Source organism: Amycolatopsis sp. cmx-4-83 (assembly GCF_046548815.1).
GTDB lineage: Bacteria > Actinomycetota > Actinomycetes > Mycobacteriales > Pseudonocardiaceae > Amycolatopsis > Amycolatopsis pretoriensis_A.
The window spans coordinates 40,141-56,687 of the sequence record NZ_JAEBEF010000019.1; the positions used below are offsets into that span (position 1 = coordinate 40,141).

Annotated in this window: 16 protein-coding genes; 12 read left to right on the top strand and 4 right to left on the bottom strand. The window is 72.3% G+C overall.

The window, feature by feature from the left end; genetic code table 11:
* The first annotated feature begins 43 nt into the window (after nucleotides 1-43).
* From ACLJQM_RS43085 to ACLJQM_RS43100, 4 genes are all read left to right on the top strand, one after another.
* Nucleotides 44-862, top strand: a complete 819-nt coding sequence (locus ACLJQM_RS43085) for a c-type cytochrome (protein WP_125306905.1) — start codon at nucleotides 44-46, stop codon at nucleotides 860-862.
* The gene (locus tag ACLJQM_RS43090) at nucleotides 859-2,013 is read left to right on the top strand and encodes a ubiquinol-cytochrome c reductase iron-sulfur subunit (protein ID WP_247012554.1); all 1,155 of its coding nucleotides are present in this window, start codon (nucleotides 859-861) and stop codon (nucleotides 2,011-2,013) included. Before ACLJQM_RS43085 ends, ACLJQM_RS43090 begins: the two co-directional genes overlap by 4 nt.
* Nucleotides 2,010-3,695: a cytochrome b gene (locus ACLJQM_RS43095; RefSeq protein WP_247012552.1), complete on the top strand. Its 1,686-nt coding sequence runs from the start codon at nucleotides 2,010-2,012 to the stop codon at nucleotides 3,693-3,695. The genes ACLJQM_RS43090 and ACLJQM_RS43095 overlap by 4 nt, the downstream gene beginning before the upstream one ends.
* 79 nt (nucleotides 3,696-3,774) lie before the next feature.
* Nucleotides 3,775-4,128 carry a VOC family protein gene (locus ACLJQM_RS43100; RefSeq protein WP_247012550.1) on the top strand — a complete coding sequence of 118 codons (354 nt, stop codon included), beginning with the start codon at nucleotides 3,775-3,777 and terminating at the stop codon, nucleotides 4,126-4,128.
* Between the two features lie 9 nt (nucleotides 4,129-4,137).
* Here ACLJQM_RS43100 and ACLJQM_RS43105 read toward each other — a convergent pair whose 3' ends face one another.
* Together ACLJQM_RS43105 and ACLJQM_RS43110 are read right to left on the bottom strand one after the other, a co-directional pair.
* Complete coding sequence (locus ACLJQM_RS43105; protein ID WP_247012548.1) at nucleotides 4,138-4,419, bottom strand: Lrp/AsnC family transcriptional regulator; 282 nt, start codon at nucleotides 4,417-4,419, stop codon at nucleotides 4,138-4,140.
* Nucleotides 4,420-4,477: 58 nt separating this feature from the next.
* Nucleotides 4,478-5,215, bottom strand: a complete 738-nt coding sequence (locus ACLJQM_RS43110) for a maleylpyruvate isomerase family mycothiol-dependent enzyme (RefSeq protein WP_410636079.1) — start codon at nucleotides 5,213-5,215, stop codon at nucleotides 4,478-4,480.
* Nucleotides 5,216-5,259: 44 nt separating this feature from the next.
* On the opposite strand from ACLJQM_RS43110, the gene ACLJQM_RS43115 reads away from it, so the two are divergent.
* The gene (locus ACLJQM_RS43115) at nucleotides 5,260-6,150 is read left to right on the top strand and encodes a MerR family transcriptional regulator (protein ID WP_410636080.1); all 891 of its coding nucleotides are present in this window, start codon (nucleotides 5,260-5,262) and stop codon (nucleotides 6,148-6,150) included.
* 151 nt (nucleotides 6,151-6,301) lie between these two features.
* Here ACLJQM_RS43115 and ACLJQM_RS43120 read toward each other — a convergent pair whose 3' ends face one another.
* Nucleotides 6,302-8,005 (bottom strand): DEDD exonuclease domain-containing protein, encoded by a 1,704-nt coding sequence (locus tag ACLJQM_RS43120; RefSeq protein ID WP_410636081.1) that lies wholly within the window; start codon nucleotides 8,003-8,005, stop codon nucleotides 6,302-6,304.
* A gap of 96 nt (nucleotides 8,006-8,101) precedes the next feature.
* Between ACLJQM_RS43120 and ACLJQM_RS43125 the strand changes: the two genes are divergently transcribed.
* From ACLJQM_RS43125 to ACLJQM_RS43140, 4 genes are all read left to right on the top strand, one after another.
* A complete protein-coding gene (locus ACLJQM_RS43125) occupies nucleotides 8,102-9,490 on the top strand; it encodes an NYN domain-containing protein (RefSeq protein WP_410636082.1) in 1,389 nt (462 codons plus the stop codon).
* A 352-nt stretch (nucleotides 9,491-9,842) separates the two neighbouring features.
* Nucleotides 9,843-10,100, top strand: coding sequence for a hypothetical protein (locus tag ACLJQM_RS43130; RefSeq protein ID WP_247012537.1), 258 nt, complete (start codon nucleotides 9,843-9,845; stop codon nucleotides 10,098-10,100).
* Nucleotides 10,101-10,524: 424 nt separating this feature from the next.
* Entirely contained in the window at nucleotides 10,525-11,577 is a 1,053-nt protein-coding gene (locus ACLJQM_RS43135; protein WP_410636083.1) for an NlpC/P60 family protein, read from the top strand.
* A 90-nt stretch (nucleotides 11,578-11,667) separates the two neighbouring features.
* Nucleotides 11,668-12,825 carry a glycosyltransferase family 4 protein gene (locus ACLJQM_RS43140; protein ID WP_410636084.1) on the top strand — a complete coding sequence of 386 codons (1,158 nt, stop codon included), beginning with the start codon at nucleotides 11,668-11,670 and terminating at the stop codon, nucleotides 12,823-12,825.
* Between the two features lie 3 nt (nucleotides 12,826-12,828).
* Here the strand turns inward: ACLJQM_RS43140 and ACLJQM_RS43145 are convergent, their stop codons facing one another.
* Complete coding sequence (locus ACLJQM_RS43145) at nucleotides 12,829-13,452, bottom strand: uridine kinase (RefSeq protein ID WP_410636085.1); 624 nt, start codon at nucleotides 13,450-13,452, stop codon at nucleotides 12,829-12,831.
* Nucleotides 13,453-13,516: 64 nt separating this feature from the next.
* Between ACLJQM_RS43145 and ACLJQM_RS43150 the strand changes: the two genes are divergently transcribed.
* From ACLJQM_RS43150 to ACLJQM_RS43160, 3 genes are read left to right on the top strand one after another with little or no spacing between them, the layout of a single operon-like run.
* Nucleotides 13,517-13,930 carry an SRPBCC family protein gene (locus tag ACLJQM_RS43150; RefSeq protein WP_247012533.1) on the top strand — a complete coding sequence of 138 codons (414 nt, stop codon included), beginning with the start codon at nucleotides 13,517-13,519 and terminating at the stop codon, nucleotides 13,928-13,930.
* Between the two features lie 23 nt (nucleotides 13,931-13,953).
* On the top strand, nucleotides 13,954-15,156 hold the full coding sequence (locus ACLJQM_RS43155; RefSeq protein WP_247012531.1) for a cytochrome P450 family protein: 1,203 nt from the start codon (nucleotides 13,954-13,956) through the stop codon (nucleotides 15,154-15,156).
* A 17-nt stretch (nucleotides 15,157-15,173) separates the two neighbouring features.
* On the top strand, nucleotides 15,174-16,451 hold the full coding sequence (locus tag ACLJQM_RS43160; RefSeq protein WP_360766263.1) for an adenosylmethionine--8-amino-7-oxononanoate transaminase: 1,278 nt from the start codon (nucleotides 15,174-15,176) through the stop codon (nucleotides 16,449-16,451).
* Nucleotides 16,452-16,547: the final 96 nt, after the last annotated feature.

A 16,547-nucleotide genomic window follows, 5' to 3' on the forward strand; every position in this document is an offset into this window, starting at 1 on the left:
ACCTTCACCATCGGCCTGAACTGACAGCAAGGGTTGCCGCAAGATGACCACCAGCACCAAATCGTCGGAGCGCCGCTACCGCGCGCGGTCGAAGCTGCGGAGGCGGTTCGCCGGCCTGCTCGCGCTCGGTATCGCGCTGGTGGGCGCCGGCGCCCTGTACGCCGTGTTCGCCCCGGAGCCGCAGACCGCGCAGGCACAGGGCACGCCGGCGCAGCTGCGCCTCGGCGAGCAGGTCTACAACAACACCTGCATCGCGTGCCACGGCGCGAACCTCGAGGGCGTGCAGGACCGCGGGCCGAGCCTGATCGGCATCGGCGACGCCGCGGTGTACTTCCAGACTTCTTCGGGCCGCATGCCCGCCGCGCGCCAGGAGGCGCAGGTCGAGCGGAAGCCGCCGAAGCTGACCGAGGCCGAGATCGACGCGGTCGGCGCCTACATCCAGGCGCACGGCGGCGGCGTCCAGCGCCCGGCCGAGAAGGGCGAGGCCCTGCGCGGCTCCGACCCGGCCCGCGGTGGCGAGCTGTTCCGCCTCAACTGCGCTTCGTGCCACAACTTCACCGGCCGCGGCGGCGCGCTGTCGGCGGGCAAGTACGCGCCGAACCTGGACCCGGCCAGCGAAGAGCAGATCTACACGGCCATGCTCACCGGCCCCCAGAACATGCCGAAGTTCTCCGACCGGCAGCTGTCGCCGGAGGAGAAGAAGGACATCGTCGCCTACGTGAAGTCGGTGTCCGACGGCAACAATGACCCGGGTGGTAACGGCCTCGGCGGGGTCGGCCCCGCTTCCGAGGGCGTCATCGCCTTCATCGTCGGGATCGCCGCGCTGATCGGCGTGACGTTGTGGATTGGATCGAAGGCATGAGTGCCGAGGGGCCTAAGCCGCCGACGGAGGCGGAGCTGGCTGAGATGGACCGGGACCAGCTGGTCAAGCTGGGCGGGGCGCTCGACGGCGTCGAAATCGTCGAATACCCGACCCCGTGGCCCGTGGAGGGCACCCGCGCGGAGAAGCGCGCCGAGCGCCTGGTGGCGTTCTGGTTCGCCCTGTCCGCGCTGGCCGGGCTGGGGTTCGTCGTCTCGCTGATCTGGTGGCCGTGGAAGTACGAGTCGCCGGACAACGAGAGCGGCCACTTCTGGTACAGCCTGTACACGCCGATGCTCGGCATCACGCTCGGCCTGGCCATCCTCGGCCTCGGCATCGGCGTGATCCTGTACACGAAGAAGTTCGTGCCCGCCGAGGTCGCGGTGCAGCAGCGCGGTGACGGCGAGGGCAAGGGGTCGGCCGAGGTCGACCGCCAGACGTTCCTCGCGCACCTGGCCGACGCCGGGAACCGCAGCACCATCGCCCGCCGGTCGCTGATCAAGCGCTCGGCGATCGCCGGGGCCGGCACGCTGGGCCTCGCGGCCGCGGCGCTGCCGCTGGCGTCCTTCATCAAGAACCCGTGGAAGGACAGCGAGACCCGCGAGTCGCTGTGGCACACCGGCTGGCAGCCGAACTTCCCCGGCGAGAAGGTCTACCTGCGCCGCAACACCGGCAAGCCGCTGGAAGAGGGCGAAGAGGCCAGCCTGGTCAAGGCCGAGGACCTCGACGCCGGCGCGATGGAGACGGTCTTCCCGTACCGCGAGTCCGAGAAGGGCAAGCCGGAGCTGCTGGCCGCGGCGCTGACCCGCGTCGACAACCCGGTCATGCTCATCCGCCTGCGCCCGACCGACGCCGCCAAGGTCGTCAAGCGCGCCGGCCAGGAGGACTTCAACTTCGGCGACCTGTACGCGTACACGAAGATCTGCAGCCACGTCGGCTGCCCGACCTCCCTGTACGAGCAGCGCACCAACCGCATCCTGTGCCCCTGCCACCAGTCGCAGTTCGACGCGCTGCACTACGCCAAGCCGATTTTCGGCCCGGCGACGCGTCCGCTGGCCCAGCTACCGATCACGGTGGACGAAGAGGGATACTTGATCGCGCGAGGCGACTTCATCGAGGCCATCGGTCCGGCCTTTTGGGAGCGTAAGTCATGAGTTCACTCACCACGCCGACCAAGGGGTCGAGCCCGGTCGAGAAGGCGCTGGGCGACGCCGCGAACAACGCCGACCAGCGGTACCACGCGGCCAAGGGCCTGCGGCACCAGCTGAACAAGGTGTTCCCGACGCACTGGTCGTTCCTGCTCGGCGAGATCGCGCTCTACAGCTTCATCATCCTGCTGCTCACCGGTGTGTACCTGACGCTGTTCTTCGACCCCTCCATGCAGGAGGTCGTCTACCACGGCAGCTTCACGAACATGCAGGGCCTGGAGATGTCGCAGGCGTTCCGCACGACGCTGGACATCTCCTTCGACGTCCGCGGTGGGCTGTTCATGCGGCAGCTGCACCACTGGGCGGCGCTGATCTTCGTGGCGTCGATGGCCGTGCACATGCTGCGGATCTTCTTCACCGGTGCGTTCCGGCGCCCGCGTGAGGCGAACTGGGTGATCGGCGGGCTGCTGCTGATCCTGGGGTGCTTCGAGGGTTTCTTCGGCTACTCCCTGCCCGACGACCTGCTTTCGGGTACCGGTATCCGGGCGACGCTGTCGGGGATCGTGCTGTCGGTGCCGGTGATGGGGACCTGGATCCACTGGGCGCTCTTCGGTGGTGAGTTCCCGGGCGACCAGATCATCCCGCGGTTGTACACGCTGCACATCCTGCTGCTGCCGGGCATCATGCTGGCGCTGGTCGGGGCGCACCTGGCGCTGGTCTGGTACCAGAAGCACACCCAGTTCCCCGGCGTGCGCCGCAAGGAGACCAACGTGGTCGGGGTGCGGATCATGCCGTACTTCGCGCTCAAGGGCGGGGCGTTCTTCACCCTGGTCATCGGGGTGCTGGCGTTGATGTCGGGGCTGTTCCAGATCAACCCGGTGTGGAACTTCGGCCCGTACAACCCGGCGCAGGTGTCGGCGGGCTCGCAGCCCGACTGGTACATGGCCTGGGCGGACGGCATGCTCCGGATCTGGCCCGCGTGGGAGGTCTACCTCGGGAACTACACGATCCCGGCGGTGTTCTTCCCCGGCGCGATCGGCATGCCGATCCTGTTCGGCCTGTTCCTGGGCTACCCGTTCATCGAGCGGAGGCTGTCCAAGGACACCGCGCACCACAACCTGCTCCAGCGGCCCCGGGACGTCCCGGTCCGCACGGCGCTGGGCGCGATGGCGCTGGGCTTCTTCATGGTGATCGAGCTGTCGGGCTTCAACGACATCATCGCCGACCAGTTCGACATCTCCCTGAACGCGACGACGTGGGCGGGCCGCATCGGCGTCCTGCTCGTGCCGCCGGTCGCCTACTACCTCACCTACCGGCTCTGCCTGGGCCTGCAGCGGGCCGACCGCGAGGTGCTGGAGCACGGCGTCGAGACGGGCATCATCAAGCGGCTGCCGCACGGTGAGTTCATCGAGATCCACCAGCCGCTCGCCGGCGTGGACAGCCACGGCCACGCGATCCCGCTCGAGTACCAGGGCGCGTCCGTGCCGAAGAAGATGAACAAGCTGGGCTCGGCCGGGCACGCCGTCCCGGGCACGCTCTGGTCGCCGGACCCCGCCGAGGAGACCGCCGCGCTGGAGCGGGCCCACGGCAACGGGCACGGCAACGGCCACTCCGCGGACGAGAACGGCCAGCACGGTGAGTTCGACTCCGCCGAAGCGGCCTCGGCCGCCAAGCGGTCGGACCACTAGCACCGCAGATCAGCCCGATGGCCACCGCCGGTTCGCCGGCGGTGGCCATCGGTGTTTCCGGGCTGGCACGATGCGCGGCATGGAACGTGTGCTCGGCATCGGTGGTTACTTCTTCCGCGCGGCGGACCCGGCCGCCCTGGGGGCCTGGTACCGGGACTTCCTGGGCCTCGACGCCGACGAGCACGGCTCGTGGCAGCAGCAGCCGGGGCCGACGGTCTTCGCGCCGTTCGAGGCCGGGACGGACTACTTCGGGTCGCCGTCGCAGCAGGTCATGCTCAACTTCCGGGTCCGCGACCTCGACGCGATGCTCGCGCAGCTGCGCGCCAAGGGCGCCGACGTCGCCGAAGAGGTCCAGGACATGGACGGCATCGGCCGCTTCGGCTGGGTCACCGACCCCGCCGGGAACCGCGTCGAGCTCTGGCAGCCGGCCTGACCCCGCCGGTCAGTCTTCGACGCCGATCGAGAAGGCCGACTCGGTGTCGGTGCGGGAGTACGACCGGAACGCGATGTGCGTGACGGTGTCCAGCACGCCCGGCACCTTCCCGATCCGGCCGGGGATGAGGTCGGCCAGCTCCTCGTGCGCGGACACCTGGACGGTGGCGATGAGGTCGACGTCCCCGGCGCACGAGTAGACCTCGCCGACACCGTCGATGTCGGCGATCGCCTGGGCCGCGTCCGGGATCGCGTCCGCCTCAACCTGGATCAACACGATCGCGGTGATCACCTGGGGTCCTCCAAGACTCGGCTGCGGGTGTCGCCGGTGATCCTAGTGAGCCGCCTCGCTACGCCGCCGTGTGCGCCAGCCAGTGCTCGGCCAGGGCGCGGTCGCCGGTGCGGCGCACGCGGTCCGCGGGGAGCCGGCGGGTGAGGACGAGCAGGAGGTCCTGGACGGGCCCGGCGAGGGTCGCGTCGGCCGCGTCGCCGCCGGGGGCCCAGCGGACGCCGTCCGGGGTGCGGGTGACGAGCCAGCCGGGGCCGTCGTCCGGGGCGACCCACAGGGTCTGGCCGGTGCCGCGGAGCTCGGCGAAGGCGGGGTTGAGGGTCGGCGTCACGGGGTCGGACAGGACGTCCAGCCACTCGCTGATGGCGTCGGCGGCGAGGTCGGGGGCGACCTCGAAGGCGGCGCCGGTGGCGAACGCGGCGTCGGCGTGGTGGACGGTGGTGTCGTGCGCCATCCGCCGCAGCCAGAACCGGGCGGGTCCGGGGCCGAAGAACGTCCACACCGGCGTCTCGCCGGCGGCCAGGACGGCGTCTTCGAGGTCGGCGGCGCCCTGGAGCAGCCAGTCGGACCACTTCTCGGGCGAGCCGGGGTCGGCGTCGAACGGGTCGGGGACGGGGGAGGGCCCGGAGCGGACGATGCCCGCGGCCCAGCGGTGGGCCTGGCCGATGTGCCCGACGAGCACCCGCAGCGGCCATTCGGGGCAGGTGGGGACCCGGGCTTCGGGGTCGGCGCCGGTCACCGCCCCGGCGAACCCGGCGGTGTGGTCGTGGAGGCCTTCGGCGAGTCTGGTGGTGTCCATGGCCGTACCGTAGGAATTCCACCCGGCTGGAGGTTCGACCGAAGGTGACCGAGGACACACTGGGCATCGGCGACCTGGCCCGCCGGACGGGGGTCCCGGTCCGCACGATCCGGTTCTACTGCGACGAGGGCCTGCTGGAGCCGGCCCGCAGTGTGGGCGGCCACCGCCGGTTCGAGGCGGGGGCGGTCGACCGGCTGAACCTGGTGCGCCGGCTGCGCGGCCTCGGGCTGGGCCTGCGGTCGATCACCGGCGTCCTCGCGGGCGACCGCTCCCTGGACGACGCGGTGGCGGCCGAGCGGACGGCACTGGACCGCGAGCTGGCAACCCTCTCCTGGCGGCGTTCGGTGCTGCGGGCGGTGGAGGAGGCCCCGTCCCGGCTGGACCTGCTCTCGGCGGTCCAGGACGGCGAGGGGGCGCGTGCCGCGCTGGTGCGGCTGTGGGAGCCGATGACCGCGGGCCCGATCCCGCCGGACACGGCCCGGATGTTCCTGGACCTCAGTGCGCCGCTGCCGCCGGATTCCCCGACGACCGCGCAGGTGGTCGCGTATGCGGAGCTGGTCGTGCTGGCGGCCGACCGGGAGCTGGCCGTGGGGCTGCGGGCGAGCACGCTGGTGGCGCACGAGCGGATCGCGGATCTGGGGGTGCTGCACGCCGAGGTGGGGGAGGCGTGCGGACTGGCGGCCGATGCGGTGGTGGCCGGGCGGCCACCCGCGTCCGGGGCGGCGCTGGACCGGTTCGTGGCGGCTCACGCGACGGCGCACCGGAGGGCGGACAGCCTGGAGTTCCGCCGCGCGCTGAACCGGCGGACGGCGGTGGACCGGTCGCCCCGGCTGCGGCGGTACTGGCAGCTGGCGGGGGAGGTCACGGGGGAGGCGGCGCCGATGGGGGTTGCGCACACCTGGCTGCTCGATGCGCTGGACAGATCGGTGGGGTGAGGGTGCGGGGGCCGAGACGGACCGCGCGGTCGCCCTGCGGCTTCAGTGGCGCCCGATGGCGAGGTGCCCGCTCGGGGGTGACGGCACGCCGGCCTGCTTGCGCCCGGGAGCAGTGGCACCCGCCGCTGCGGTTGGCCCCGCGACCGCCCCGTCAACTCACGTGCTCCAGTGAATGCGCCTCCGTCACCAGGTCGAGCCACCCCCGCCACCCCGCGACCGCCGCCGGCTCCGCCCACGGCCTCGTCGTCCTCACCAACCGGACACCCGGGCGAGCCAGCCACCGCAGCAACACCCCGACCTCCTCCGGCGGCGCGCCGTGCAGGGGCCCCGGTTCCGGCAGCACCGTCTCCGCCGAAGCCACCAGAACCTCGACCACCGGCATCGGCGGCACCCCTCGCGGGGCGACTCCCGCCGACGCCAGGCGTCCGTAGCGGATCACCGCCAGTTCCCAGCCGCCCGCGCCGTCCGGGCCCGCCGCGATCAGCTCGCCGATCGAGGCCAGCGATCCCTGCCGGTGCGCCCTCCCCAGCGCCCGGATCAAGGCCGCCAGCTCGTCGCGATGGCGGGCCGCCTGTTCGTAGTGCTCACCGGCCGCCAGCCGCTCCACGTGCTCCGCCGCGGTGTGCAGGGGGCGGCCGTCCAGGCCCGCGATCAGGCCGGACGCCGACGCCACCAACGGCTCGTACGCCTCGACGCTCTGCCGTCCCGCGCAGGGGGCGCCGCAGCGGCCCAGCTCCGCCAGGACGCACGGGGTGCCGTTCGGGGAGCGGGGTGAGATCCGCTGCGTGCACGTGCGCAGGCCGGACGCGCCGGCCAGGGTGTCCGCCGTCGCGCGGGCGTCCGCCTGGTTGCGGAACGGGCCCAGCACGCCCGGGCGCGGCAGGCGGACCACCGACAGGCGGGGGAAGGCCTCGTCCGTCAGCCCGATCCACCAGCCCTGGTGGCGGTTCTTCGACCGGCGGTTGTACGCGGGCCGGTGCGCCGCGATCAGCCGCAGCTCGCGCACCTCCGCCTCCAGCGCGTGCGCGCACACGACGTGGTCGACGCGCTCGGCCAGCGCGACCATCTCGCGGATCCGGCTGCGGTTCTCCGAACCCGTGAAGTACGTCCGCACCCGCCGCCGCAGGTCCTTCGCCGTGCCGACGTACAGGACCTCCTCCTTCGGGCCCTTGAACAGGTAGACCCCCGGCGCGGCCGGCAGGTCCGCCGCCAGGTGCCGTTTCGCGCGCTGGGCGACCGTCACCTCCGGGAGGTAGCCCATCAGCTCCTCGAGCGAATGGACGCCCAGGTTGCCGACGCGCTCCAGCAGGCCGTGCAGGACGTCGACCGTGGCCCGCGCGTCGTCCAGCGCGCGGTGCGTCGGGCGGGTCCGGGCGCCGAACAGCAACGCCAGCGCCGTCAGGTTGTAGCGCCCCACCTCGTCGCGCGGCACGACCCGGCGGGCCAGCCGCGCGGTGCACACCACCGTCAGCTTCGGCCACACGTACCCGTGCGCCTCGCAGGCGGCCCGCATGTGCGAGGTGTCGAAGCCCGAGTTGTGCGCCACCAGCACCGAGCCGCCGATGAACTCCAGGAACGCCGGCAGCACCTCCTCGATCGGCGGGGCGTCGTACACCATCAGCTGGGTGATGCCCGTCAGCGAGACGATCTGCGGCGGGATGGTCTTGCCCGGGTTGACCAGGGTCGCGAACTCGCCGAGCACCTCGCCCGCGCGCACCTTCACCGCGCCGATTTCGGTGATTTCGGACGCGCCCGGCCCGGCTCCCGTGGTTTCCAGGTCGAAGACCACGAAAGTCGTTTCCCGCAACGGGGTTCCGAGCTCGTCGAACGCGAGTTGTGCCTGGATCGAACGCATGGTCGGACTGTAGGGCCGACCACCGACAGTTTCCGCGCGCGGCCGGTCCGTGTGCCGCGCGGCGCGGGATGCGGGGGCGGGGCCTACCCTGGACCAATGCACCCGCAGCCGCTCGTGCCGGAGCCGCCAGGGGACCCCGCCGGTCCCTCGGGTGTCGCCTCGCGTCCGGAACCGGCTGAAGAGGCCGCTGACCGGCCGGAACCCGCCACCTGGCCGGTGCTGCCCGAGCCCGTCCGGGACCGCATCGCCGAGCTCGCCGCGGCCGCCGTCGCCAAGCTCCCCGGCACCGACGTGCCGCGCCAGCTGCGGCCGGTCGCCAAGTTCGCCCCCGCCAAGCGCGCCAAGCTCGGCGGGGCCGCCCTGCTGGCCTCACTGGGCGAGTCCTCGCAGTTCCGCACCGCCGTCATCGAGTGGTTGCGCGAACACCGCACCGACGCGCTCGACCCCAATGCCACCGACTCGGTCGCCGCGGCGGCCGCGGCCGTCCTGCTCGGGGAGTCCGGCGCCGCCGGGCGCGTGCGGCTGGTCGCCAAGAACGCCGAAGAGAACGCCCTGCGCGCCGAACGCGACGCCGCGCTGGCCCGCAACCAGCGGCTCGAAGCCGAACTCGGCCAGGTCCGCGCGGAGCTCGCCGAGGCCCGGCAGACCGCCGAAAGCGCCCGGGGCGAGCGCGAAGGCGAAGTCGAGAAGCTCCTGAAACGCCTTCGCGAGCAAGGCGTCCAGCTGCGCCAGGCCCGTGACGCGGCCGAAGCGGCGGCCGCCGAGGCCGACCGCGGTTCCGCCGCCCGCGCCGACGAGATCGCCGCGCTGACCGCGCAGCTCGACCGCGAACGCCAGCGCGTCGCCGGGGAACGTGCCCGCGCCGAACGCGCGGCCGCCGACGCCGAGATAGCGCGCCAGTCCGCCCGCGAGGCCCGGCAGGCCGACGAGGTGCGGCTGGGGCTGCTCATCGACACGATCGACGGCGCCGTCAACGGCCTGCGGCGCGAACTCGCCATCGGCGCCCGCGGCGCCCGCCCCGCGGACATGGTGCGCGGCACCCGGTCCGGCACCGGGCAGGGCGGCAAGATCGCCGACGTGTCCACGTTGGACCGCTACCTCGCGCTGCCCAACGTCCACCTGATCGTCGACGGCTACAACGTCACGAAGACCGGCTACCCGGAACTGGCCCTCGCCGACCAGCGCGACCGGCTGATCCACCAGCTCCAGGCGCTGGCCGCCCGCACGTCCGCCGAGGTCACCGTGGTCTTCGACGGCGCCGGCGTGCTGTCGGTCCCCGCGTCGGTGCCGCGCGGGGTGCGGGTGCTGTTCTCCGACCGCGGCGTGCTGGCCGACGACGTGATCCGCAACATCGTCGCGACCGAGCCCGCGGGCCGGCCGATGGTGGTCGCGACGTCCGACCGCGCGGTGGCGGACTCGGTCCGCGGCGGCGGCGCCCACCCGACACCCTCGTCGGTGCTGGTCAGCCGCCTGTCCCGGGTCTGACCGGCCGACCCTTCACCCGATCCCGGACCGGGGTCGGGGCGAACGGGCCGGTCGGTCCTTCGGCTCAGGTCGAGCCGGAGGGCGTGACCGGTGCGACGTGCTGGGTCTGGTGGCGCGAGCCCGGGCGTATCTGCATGCCGGCCGCCGAACCTGCCCGCCACCACCTCTTCACCCGATCGCGCGGCCCGGGATGTCATGGACGGGTCGTTCACCGCGTCGGACGCGGTGAAAGGGTCGTTCATGACGTCTCGCGCGCCGCGGCCGACCCGGGGGCGTGGGCTTGCTCGCCCGAAACTGTCGGGGGTGCCCCGTACCGTCCTCCTCAAGTCGGAACCGACGTGAGGAGGACCACGTGAACGACACCCCTGACCTGTCCGAAGTGGACGTCTCGCACATATCCGTCGAGGACATCGAGAACCTCGTGGTGGACTGCGATCGCTGCGTCGTGCGCGGCATCTCCTGCCACGACTGCGTGATCAGCGTGCTGCTCGGCGCGCCGCCCGCCGTCGTGTGGGACGCCGACGAGCGCCGCGCCGTCGACGCACTCGCCGAAGCGGGGATGGTGCCGCGGCTGCGCTTGGTGGAGGGAGCGGCTTTGCGCACCGCCTGACGCGCCCGTTTCGTGTCGGCGCGCCGAATGGTCGATCGGATCAGGTGAACGGTCGGTGACCGAACAGGCTGCGGGAATATCCCCAGCGTGTAACGCCCATCACATGTTTTCTCCATAGCTGGTCCGATGGTGTTTCCGGGCGCTACGGAGAGTTTTTGGCCGACGGGTGGTGGACGTCGTGGCGGACTTTTCGTAACCTGTCCGAGATCTCGTGGCCCCCGGCCGTCGATGTAGGCGGCGACGCGAGATCGCCGCCGGACGCAGCTTTGTCGGGAAGCTGGGAACCGGAACCACCACCGCTTGCTTCACCAGTTGCGGATGAAGCAGCCCCGAAGCGGTGGGGACGAGCGGCGAAGAGGACTCCCCGGCCTCTTCGTGCCCCGGTCCCCGACGGCGGCCGAGACCAAAGGAGACCCGCGCGACCGTGCAGTCGCATCCAGTCAGGCGCGTGGTGTCAGGTGCCCTCGCCGCGGCTTCGGTGATCACCCTCGTCACCGTGGCCCAGCCGACGGCCATCGCCGCCCCCGTCCCCGTCCTCCAGGCTCCGCCCACCGGTTCGGACGCCCTCGCCCAGTACCGCGACCTCGCGGCACAGGCCGAAAAGCTCAACGAAGACCTGCTCAAGGCCCAGGACGACCTGAAGGCCAAGCAGGGTGAGCTCGACAAGGCCTCCAACGACGTCAACGCGGCGAAGGACCAGGCCGCCCAGGCGTCCGCGAACCAGAAGAAGTACCAGACCGAGGTCGACAAGTTCGCCGGCGCGTCGTTCACCAGCGGGGTCCAGCTCAACAAGCTGTCCGCGCTGCTGGCCGGCACGTCCACGCAGGACTTCCTCGACCGCTCCTCGGCGCTCGAGGTGATCGCGACCGAGAAGAACGGCGCGATGGGCAACCTCACCGGCGCCGTCCAGCAGGCCAACGACGCCACCGCCAAGGCGACCGACGCGGCGAAGCGCGCGACGGACGCCCGTGACGCCGCGGCGAAGCTGACGCAGGACATCCAGGCCAAGCAGAAGACGCTGAACGACCAGATCAACCAGCTCAAGGCCGCCAACAAGAGCCTCAGCGCGGCCGACAAGGCCCTGCAGGGCGACAAGGGCGGCACGGCGCCGAACGTCCAGGCGCCCACCGCGGCCGCCCAGACCGCGGTCAACGCGGCGCTGAGCAAGCTCGGCAGCCCCTACGGCTGGGGCGACACCGGTCCCAGCTCGTTCGACTGCTCGGGCCTGATGCTGTGGGCTTACGGCAAGGCCGGGATCAAGCTGCCCCGCTCGAGCCGCGAGCAGTCCACGTTCGGCGCCGCGGTGCCGCGCGACCAGCTCCAGCCGGGCGACCTCGTGTTCTACTACTCGCCCGTCTCGCACGTCGGCATGTACATCGGCGACGGCAAGATGGTGCACGCGCCCGACACCGGCGACGTCGTGAAGATTTCGCCGCTGCAGAGCCAGTACGCGGGAGCACGCCGCCCCACGTCGTGATTCCGAGCGCAGCTGTCGAAAGGGCGGTACCGCACACGCGGTGCCGCCCTTTCGGCTGTGCCGGCCGAGGCGGCCGCTAGCCTCTGGGACGTGCTCAAGACCCTGCTCGTGACCAACGACTTCCCGCCGCGGCCCGGGGGGATCCAGAACTACCTGAACTCCCTCGCCACCCGGCTGCCGTCGGACGACCTGGTCGTCTACGCACCTTCGTGGGAGTCTCGGACGGGGTCGCACGAGGAGTTCGACGCCGAAGCGCCGTTCGAGGTCGTGCGGCACCCGACGTCGCTGATGCTGCCGACGCCGGACGTGCTCCGCCGCGCGAAGCAGATCATGCGGGCGCGGGACTGCGAAGCCGTCTGGTTCGGCGCCGCGGCTCCGCTGGCGCTGCTGGGGCACTCGCTGCGCCAAGCGGGTGCGCGGCGGATCGTGGCGTCGACGCACGGCCACGAAGTCGGCTGGTCCATGCTCCCGGCGTCGCGGCAGGCGTTGCGCCGCATCGGCGACACCGTGGACGCCGTCACCTACGTCAGCCGGTACACGCGCGGCCGGTTCGCCGCCGCGTTCGGCCCGATGGCCGGGCTGGAGCTGCTGCCGTCCGGTGTGGACACCGGGCTGTACCGGCCGGATCCCGCCGGCCGCGCGGAAATCCGCGCGCGGCACGGCCTTTCCGGCCGGCCGACCGTCGTCTGCGTGTCGCGGCTTGTCCCGCGCAAGGGCCAGGACCAGCTGATCCGCGCGCTGCCGCTGATCCGCGAACGCGTGCCGGACGCGGCGCTGCTGATCGTCGGCGGCGGGCCGTACCGCAAGAAGCTCGGCCAGCTGGTCACCGGGCTCGGCCTGGAGCGCGACGTCGTGCTCACCGGCTCGGTGCCGTGGTCCGAGCTGCCCGCCCACTACGCGGCCGGCGACGTCTTCGCGATGCCCGCCCGCACCCGCGGCAAGGGGCTCGACGTCGAAGGGCTCGGCATCGTCTACCTGGAGGCGTCGGCGACCGGGCTGCCGGTCGTGGCCGGCAACTCCGGCGGGGCCCCGGAAACGGTGCTCGACGAGGTCACCGGGCACGTCGTCGAAGGCCGCGACACCGGTCAGCTCGCCGAGACCGTGGCCAGCCTCCTGGCCGACCCGGTGCGGGCGCGCCGGATGGGCGAGGCGGGCCGGGCCTGGGTCACCGAGAACTGGCGGTGGGACACCATGGCCGGGCGGCTGTCCGGCCTGCTCGACGGCGATCCGGTGGCCGTCGTCCGCTGAGCTTCACGGCGTGTAGAGCGCCGGGTGCCGCGGGTCGTCGACGCGCACGACGACGTCGGCGAGCGAGCTCGGGTCCACTTCTTCCTCGTAGCGTTCGTAAGCCGGGACCGCCCACTCCTGGAGGACGCGGCGGTGCAGCGCGGCGGGGGAGAGCCACAGGTGCACGGCCAGGTCGAAGGCCAGGCCGGCGCCGAGCAGCAGTTCGCCGTCGAGGAGCACGACGCCGCCTTCGGGGACGGGCACCCGCTCCGCCCGGGTCGCGCGGTCGCGCCCGGCGTCCCACAGTGACGGCAGCACCTCGCCGGAACCGCCGTCGCCCAGCGGGTCGAGCACTTCACGGCGGAGGGCGCCGAGGTCGAGCCAGTCGGTGTAGCGGGCGTCGGGGTTCGTGCGGCCGTGCTCGTAGCGCAGCGACGCGGGACGCAGGAAGTCTTTCGCGGACACGCGCAGGGCGGCGCGCCCGCGCAGGCGCAGCGGGTCGACCAGGGCGTCGGCGAGTTCCGTGGTTTCCGTCGCACCCGCCGCGCCGTCGACGGCGACCGCGAACCGCGGACGCCCGGTGAGCGCGTCGATGCGTTCGGTCAGTTCTTCGGCCAGCACGGCCGGGGAGATGGGGCGGTAGCGCACGAGCACTGATCCTGCACCCGGGCCACCGGCCGGTTTTGTCGTACCCCGGTGGGAGGATGCGGACATGACTTCCTCAGTGGGGAAAACGGCCGATGTCGGGTGGAACATCGGGGTTTCGCGGACGCTGCCGTACACGGCGGAGACGGTCTGGGAGTTCCTGGTCAGCCGGGACGGCGTCGCGATCTGGCTCGGTCCCGGCGTGGAACTGCCGCGCGAACCGGGCGCGGAGTACGAAACGGCGAACGGCACGGTCGGCGAGATCCGCGGCTACGCCGAGAACGACCGCGTGCGGCTCACGTGGCGTCCGGGCGACTGGGACCACGACTCGACCGTCCAGGTGCGGCTGAGCGGCGCGGGCGCCAAGACCACGCTGCGGTTCCACCAAGAATGGCTCGCGGACGCGGAAGAACGCGAGCAACAGCGGGCATACTGGCAGGACGTGACCGAGCGCGTGGTGGCGGCACTCGCCGAGCGCTGAAGCGGACTGCACGGGGGAGCGGGATGACGACTTTCGAGGTGGCCGAGGACTTCGCGCAGGACGCGCACCTGTTCGCGGAGCTGCTGCGCGCGGGCGGGCCGGTGCGCCGGACCCGGATGCCGCGCGGCCTGGACTGCTACATAGTGACGGACTTCGCGCAGGCGAGGGCGCTGCTGGCGGATCCGCGGCTGCACAAGAACAGCGCGCGCGCCCGCGAACTGTTCGAGGCGAAGCTGCCCTCGGGCCAGGCGACCCAGGCCGGGGTGGGTGCGGATCTCGGCTTCCACATGCTCAACTCCGACCCGCCGGACCACACGCGGCTGCGCAAGCTGGTGAACAAGGCCTTCACGGCGCGGACCATCGCCCGGCTGCGGCCGCGGGTGGAGGAGATCACTTCGGAGCTGCTCGACGCCCTGGCCGGGCAGGAGCGGGCCGACCTGCTGCCGGCCTTCGCCGCGCCGCTGCCGATCACGGTGATCTGCGAGCTGCTCGGCGTGCGCGCGCAGGACCGCACGGAGTTCGCCGCGTGGTCGAAGACGCTGCTGAGCGCCTCGCAACCGGAGGAGATGCAGGCCGCCGGGCAGAACATGTTCGGCTACCTCACCGACCTGATCGCGCAGAAGCGCGCCGAGCCGGCCGAGGACCTGCTGTCGGACCTGGTGCACGCGACCGACGACGGGGACTCGCTGTCCGAGCCCGAGCTCGTCTCGATGGCGTTCCTGCTGCTGGTCGCCGGCCACGAGACCACGGTCAACCTGATCGCCAACGGCGTGCTGGCGCTGCTGCGCGAGCCGGCGCAGCTGGCCCGGCTGCGCGCCGAGCCGGAGCTGCTGCCCAACGCCGTCGAGGAGCTGCTGCGCTTCGACGGCCCGATCCACCTGGCGACACTGCGGTTCACCGCCGAGCCGGTCGAGGTGGGCGGCGTGACGATCCCGGAAGGCGAGTTCGTGCTCGTCTCGCTGCTGGGAGCGAACCGGGACGCCGAGCGCTACCCGGAGCCGGACCGCCTGGACATCACGCGCGCGGCGGGCGGGCACCTGGCCTTCGGGCACGGCATCCACTACTGCGTGGGCGCGCCGCTGGCCCGCCTGGAAGCGGAGATCGCGCTGGGCGGGCTGATCGCCCGGTTCCCGGAGCTGGCGCTGGACGCGAAGCCGGACGAGCTGGTGTACCGGCCGAGCTCGCTGGTGCACGGGTTGGAGGCGTTGCCGGTCCGGCTGAAGTGACGTCGTAAGGTCGGCTGATGGACACCGACCTGCTCGCCTTGGACGCCCAGCACGTGTGGCACCCGTACGCGCCGATGCCGGCGAAGGTGCCGTCGCTGCTGGTGACCGAGGCGAGCGGGGTGCGGCTCAAGCTGGCCGACGGCCGCGAGCTCGTCGACGGGATGTCGTCGTGGTGGTCGGCCATCCACGGCTACCGGCACCCGGTGCTCGACGCCGCGCTCACCGCGCAGGCCGGGCGGATGAGCCACGTCATGTTCGGCGGCCTGACGCACGAACCCGCGATCACCCTGGCGAAGACCCTCGTCGACCTGACCCCGGACGGGCTGGAGCACGTCTTCCTCTGCGACTCCGGGTCGGTGTCGGTCGAGGTCGCCGCGAAGATGTGCCTGCAGTACCAGCGTTCGCGCGGGCTGCCGGAGAAGCGCCGGCTGCTCACCTGGCGCGGCGGCTACCACGGCGACACGTTCACGCCGATGAGCGTGTGCGACCCCGACGGCGGCATGCACTCGCTGTGGCGCGGGGTGCTGCCGGAGCAGGTCTTCGTGCCCGCGCCGCCGTCCGGGTTCGACGCGCCGCCGGATCAGTCCTATGTGGACATCCTGGCCGAGGCGATCGCCGCGCACGCCGGGGAACTCGCGGCGGTGATCGTCGAACCGGTCGTGCAGGGCGCCGGCGGCATGCGCTTCCACCACCCCGCCTACCTGCGCGCGCTGCGGGAACTGACCGAAGCGCACGACGTGCTGCTGATCTTCGACGAGATCGCGACCGGCTTCGGCCGCACCGGCACGCTCTTCGCCGCGGAGCACGCGGGCGTGACGCCCGACGTCCTGTGCGTGGGCAAGGCCCTGACCGGCGGCTACCTGAGCATGGCGGCAACCCTGTGCACCCCGGAGGTGGCGGCGGGCATTTCGCGCGGCGCGCTCCCGGTGCTCGCGCACGGCCCGACGTTCATGGGCAACCCGCTGGCGTCGGCGGTCGCGAACGCCTCGCTCGGCCTGCTCGCCGACGGCGGCTGGCGCCACGACGTCACCCGCTTGGAGAAGGGCCTCCTGGACGGACTCGCCCCGGCGCGCGACCTCCCGTCGGTCACCGACGTCCGGGTCCTCGGCGGCATCGGCGTGCTGCAGCTGGACCACCCGGTCGACATGGCGGTGGCGACCGAGGTGGTCACCGGGCACGGCGCTTGGCTGCGGCCGTTCCGGGACCTCGTCTACGCGATGCCGCCGTACGTTTCGACGGACGACGACCTGGCCGTGATCACCCGCGCGATGCTCGCGGTCGCCGAAAAGGCGTGATTTCAGCACATCGGGTGTGACCACGCCCACAGCGAGACCCGAAGGTCCCTCATCGTCGCGCTGCGTGCCGGAGCAAGATCGACACCACGCGATCGG

Coding starts and splice junctions, on each gene's coding strand:
- ACLJQM_RS43085 (WP_125306905.1), top strand. CDS start 44: ATGACCACCAGCACCAAATCGTCGGAGCGCCGCTACCGCGCGCGGTCG.
- ACLJQM_RS43090 (WP_247012554.1), top strand. CDS start 859: ATGAGTGCCGAGGGGCCTAAGCCGCCGACGGAGGCGGAGCTGGCTGAG.
- ACLJQM_RS43095 (WP_247012552.1), top strand. CDS start 2,010: ATGAGTTCACTCACCACGCCGACCAAGGGGTCGAGCCCGGTCGAGAAG.
- ACLJQM_RS43100 (WP_247012550.1), top strand. CDS start 3,775: ATGGAACGTGTGCTCGGCATCGGTGGTTACTTCTTCCGCGCGGCGGAC.
- ACLJQM_RS43110 (WP_410636079.1), bottom strand. CDS start 5,215: ATGGACACCACCAGACTCGCCGAAGGCCTCCACGACCACACCGCCGGG.
- ACLJQM_RS43120 (WP_410636081.1), bottom strand. CDS start 8,005: ATGCGTTCGATCCAGGCACAACTCGCGTTCGACGAGCTCGGAACCCCG.
- ACLJQM_RS43125 (WP_410636082.1), top strand. CDS start 8,102: ATGCACCCGCAGCCGCTCGTGCCGGAGCCGCCAGGGGACCCCGCCGGT.
- ACLJQM_RS43150 (WP_247012533.1), top strand. CDS start 13,517: ATGACTTCCTCAGTGGGGAAAACGGCCGATGTCGGGTGGAACATCGGG.
- ACLJQM_RS43155 (WP_247012531.1), top strand. CDS start 13,954: ATGACGACTTTCGAGGTGGCCGAGGACTTCGCGCAGGACGCGCACCTG.
- ACLJQM_RS43160 (WP_360766263.1), top strand. CDS start 15,174: ATGGACACCGACCTGCTCGCCTTGGACGCCCAGCACGTGTGGCACCCG.